General features: G+C 37.0%; 5 protein-coding genes. 2 read left to right on the forward strand and 3 right to left on the reverse strand.

The window, feature by feature from the left end; genetic code table 11:
• Both AC11ZT_RS03570 and AC11ZT_RS03575 read right to left on the reverse strand, forming a co-directional pair.
• On the reverse strand, positions 1-583 hold a 583-nt coding region (locus tag AC11ZT_RS03570), incomplete at its 3' end, for a nitroreductase family protein (RefSeq protein WP_484058290.1).
• 22 nt (positions 584-605) lie between these two features.
• Positions 606-1,046 (reverse strand): MarR family winged helix-turn-helix transcriptional regulator, encoded by a 441-nt coding sequence (locus AC11ZT_RS03575; RefSeq protein WP_484058291.1) that lies wholly within the window; start codon positions 1,044-1,046, stop codon positions 606-608.
• 250 nt (positions 1,047-1,296) lie between these two features.
• On the opposite strand from AC11ZT_RS03575, the gene AC11ZT_RS03580 reads away from it, so the two are divergent.
• Positions 1,297-2,571, forward strand: coding sequence for a glycosyltransferase (locus AC11ZT_RS03580; protein ID WP_484058292.1), 1,275 nt, complete (start codon positions 1,297-1,299; stop codon positions 2,569-2,571).
• Between the two features lie 146 nt (positions 2,572-2,717).
• On the forward strand, positions 2,718-3,368 hold the full coding sequence (locus tag AC11ZT_RS03585) for a trimeric intracellular cation channel family protein (RefSeq protein WP_484058293.1): 651 nt from the start codon (positions 2,718-2,720) through the stop codon (positions 3,366-3,368).
• 128 nt (positions 3,369-3,496) lie between these two features.
• Here AC11ZT_RS03585 and AC11ZT_RS03590 read toward each other — a convergent pair.
• A partial coding sequence (locus AC11ZT_RS03590; protein WP_484058294.1) for a phosphatase PAP2 family protein occupies positions 3,497-3,906 on the reverse strand: 410 nt, incomplete at its 5' end.

The following is a 3,906-nucleotide window of genomic DNA, read 5'->3' on the forward strand; positions in this document are numbered from 1 at the left end:
CTGTACTTGCTTTGCCAATTGAAATTAGCATAACCGGAACGTATCGATCTTTCTCTAAGCCAAAGGCCTCCGCAATTTTCTCTTTATCATATCCACCTATTGGACATGTATCATATCCATGAGCCCGTGCTACAAGCATTAATTGCATAGACACTAGACCGCCATCGATTAATACGTTATTCTTATTTACTTCATATTCTAAGGATGCAAAGTAACCCGTAATCCCTGCCATTTGTTGTTCTTTTATCTCTTTAGACATATATCCAAGTTCAACAGCTTTACTAAATATTTCTTCGCCATTTTCAAAATTGTTTAAATCTCCAAATACTGCAATCATGGCAGACGATGTTTGCACTTGCGATTGGTTAAAACGAGCAAGCTCACTAAGTGTTTTCTTTCCTTCTTCGCTTTCAATAACAAGGAAGCGCCACGGTTGCATATTTACAGAAGAAGGTGCAAGCGTTGCTTCTTCAAGTATTTCTGTCATCTCTTCTTTACTAATTTTTACGGATGTATCATAATGACGAATAGAACGACGTCCTGTTATTATTTCATTAAAGTCATTTACTTTTGTTGTTTGCATTTCTGTACTCTCCTCTGATATGTTAAGATTTTTCTTCAATTTCACTCGTATTTTGTTGCATACGTTTTAGCATATTAAACAATATTTGAAGTTCCTCTTCGCTGAAGTCTTTCAGCATACTAGCGACGAAATTATCTCTCTCATTCTTATAAGATTCAACTTCTTCGTAACCAATATCAGTGAGACGAACGAGTGTTACTCGATTGTCGTCAGTACTTTTACGACGAGAAACTTTTCCAGCTGCTTCAAGTTGCTTTACATGTCTCGTAATAGCTGCACTGTCAATGTTTATCTCTTTTTGGAGAATAGTCTGACTGATCTCACCATGTTTATAAAGGTAGGATAACAATGCCAGACGAGATTGACTTATTCCTGTACACCGTTCGAATTTCGGACTAATTTGATTGTTAAGATCTCGCAATAAATATAGGATCTGTGATTGCATAGAACATGAATAATTCAAATAATACCTCCATTCATTATACGAAAGAAATTAGTTGACCCATCAATAATTGATGCATCAACTAATATACTATAACATATTTAAAAAGGCAAGTCCTTAGCAATTCATCCGTCTGAAAGAGTAGCTCATTTTGTTTTCCCCATCTTTTACATGGAAAAGGTTTTTTCATAAAGTTAGGTATGATATAGTTAATTTGAGCAGGAGCGTCTTTACCTGAATGAATCTTGAAGAATAAAAAGAGGTACCTGTTATGTCAAACTTAAATGAAAAATTACAAACTGGATGGATGTATGTAAAGAAAGTGTTCGCTCATATGCAGGCGCAAGGGATTTCAACTACGTTCCGTAAAGTTCAAAAACGTGTAAAAACGCAGTGGAACATGATGAAAGGTACCCATCAAAGCGATCAACGTGTGAGAGCTATATATGAAGAGGTTCTTGCCTCCTATAACAGCGGCGCAATAAAGGGTGTTGCCATTATCAGTTCCGGTATGGAATTTGACGAACTGTATAACCAACGTACCATTAACTTTGCAAAGTATTTAACTAAGCAAAAGTATGGTGTTCTATACATTACATGGCAATATGATGAAATGGAGGAGCAAGAGAAAAGCTTCCAACATGTGTATTCGAACTTATACCAAATCCCTTTATATCCTTATGTATACAGTAAACAAGAACTGTCCATTTTTAGTCCTATAGAAACAAAAGTATTTATTAGTACCTTTCCAGCGAAAACATTCTATTCCATGCTTCCATTACTGAAAGAACAAGGCTTTCAAATTGAGTATGACATTATGGATGAATGGGAAGAATTTTTCAAAACAGGAGAAGCATCTTGGTATCAACGTAGCGTGGAGGAGGCATTTATTACTGAAGCAGATGTTGTTTCTGCAGTATCCTCACCTCTTCGCCAAAAGTATTCTCATATTCGAGAAGATATTCTAGTCGTAGGAAATGGCTATGATGAAAACATATCGAAGCATCCGAACATTTCCAACAAAACCAAAGGTGCAGATGGTCTTATTCACATTGGCTATTTTGGTCATATGACACCTTCTTGGTTTGATTGGGACTTATTGTTTCACTTGGCTAAAAAATCTGATATTCACATTCATTTGATTGGTCATGGCGTACCGGAAGCTATACTAAAGAAGGTTGAACGAATACCGAATATTACCTTCTACGGAAAAGTGCATCCAGGTGAACTTCATGAATATGCAAGGATGTGGCATATCGGAATCATCCCATTTAAGAAAAGTAAATTATCCGAGGCTGTTGATCCCATTAAGATTTATGAATACTTATATTTCGGATTACCTACCGTTTCAACTGGTATTCCGCATATCGGTACATATCCATACGTTTATCATTGTGAAACATTCGAGCAAGCAGAACAAACCATTCGTTCGATATATAATGAGATAAATACAATGGATCATAATGCGTTGCAATATTTCTTAGCAGAGACGACTTGGACGAAGCAATTCCAAAAAATCGAAAATGAACTAAATAGAATGAAGTAAAAACGGTCCAAGAAATGGATCGTTTTTTACTATGAAACGTTCTCCCATTCCGTGTTAAACATTCCTGAAACAATGATTGTTATTTCCCTTACTTTGTTGTATATTTTGTCTGTTATAAAGATTGAAGCAAAGAAGGGACCGGGAGAATGGTTTTAATTAATATATTTGTCTTCATTGGTATCGTTGCATCGGCAATTTCTGGTACATTAGTGGGGATGAAGAAAAGAATGGATTGGTTTGGCGTTATTTTTCTAGCAGTCGCAACCGCAGTTGGCGGCGGGATTATTCGTGATATATTGATCGGACATTTGCCTCCTGATGCGTTTATTAAGCCTGTCTACTTTTTCGTAAGTGGTATTACAGCCCTCATTACTTGTTTATTTTATGAACGACTTTCCAAGCTTCAAAATGTGATTATGCTTTCAGATGCAGTTGGTCTCGGTGTATTTACGGCGGTCGGGGCAAATGCAGCCATCACAAGCCAAATTCACGGTTCATTTCTGGTTGTTTCTATGGGTGTTATTACTGGGATTGGCGGTGGAATTTTACGTGACGTCTTTGCAAAGGATATTCCATATGTATTTCGAAAGGAAGTATACGCTGTCGCATCGATTGTAGGTGCCTTTAGCTTTCTCATAACCTATGATAAGGTCCCTCATATTTTGTCCTTATATATATGCTTATTCGTAACCTTTATCGTTCGGGTCGTTTCCTACATGCGAAACGTTCATTTTCCAGTCACGCGCATGAAGATGCATGTAAGGAGCATTCCAAAAGAACACGGCAAGAGTTCTTGAAAAATATTACTAACAAAATGGCAGTGAAAATAAAAACAAGCATCCGAGTACATAGACTCGGATGCTTGTTTTGTGATGCCACTGTTTTCGACTTGCCCCTACACGAACCCTGAGGTAAAAGGTTCTACTTAACGTAAATGAATATATTTCGAAAAGAAAGGGATTCGAGATGCTACTTTCCCATAAACAAAAAATACGAATTGAACAAGTAGCTCCATCCACTTAAACTTTGCCAATCGAATTACTAAAATACTTACCAAATAAGCGATAACAGCTCCCCCAATTACATCAGCGGGATAATGCACACCAACAAACACTCTTGATACTGCAGTTAAAACTGCAAAAAATAGAACCATACCACTCCATTTTGTCTTACGAAATAACATCATGAAAGCAACCGAGAATGCAAAGATGGTATGGTCACTTGCAAAGGAAGACTCTGAAGCCGAATGAGCAATCAACTGATGTACCTGATGATCGACAAACGGACGAGCATGCCAATACATCTTATTTATAATTAAGTTACAGAACAAGGCAA

The sequence above is a fragment of the Ectobacillus sp. genome, assembly GCF_056992975.1.

Coding starts and splice junctions, on each gene's coding strand:
- AC11ZT_RS03580 (WP_484058292.1), top strand. CDS start 1,297: ATGTCAAACTTAAATGAAAAATTACAAACTGGATGGATGTATGTAAAG.
- AC11ZT_RS03585 (WP_484058293.1), top strand. CDS start 2,718: ATGGTTTTAATTAATATATTTGTCTTCATTGGTATCGTTGCATCGGCA.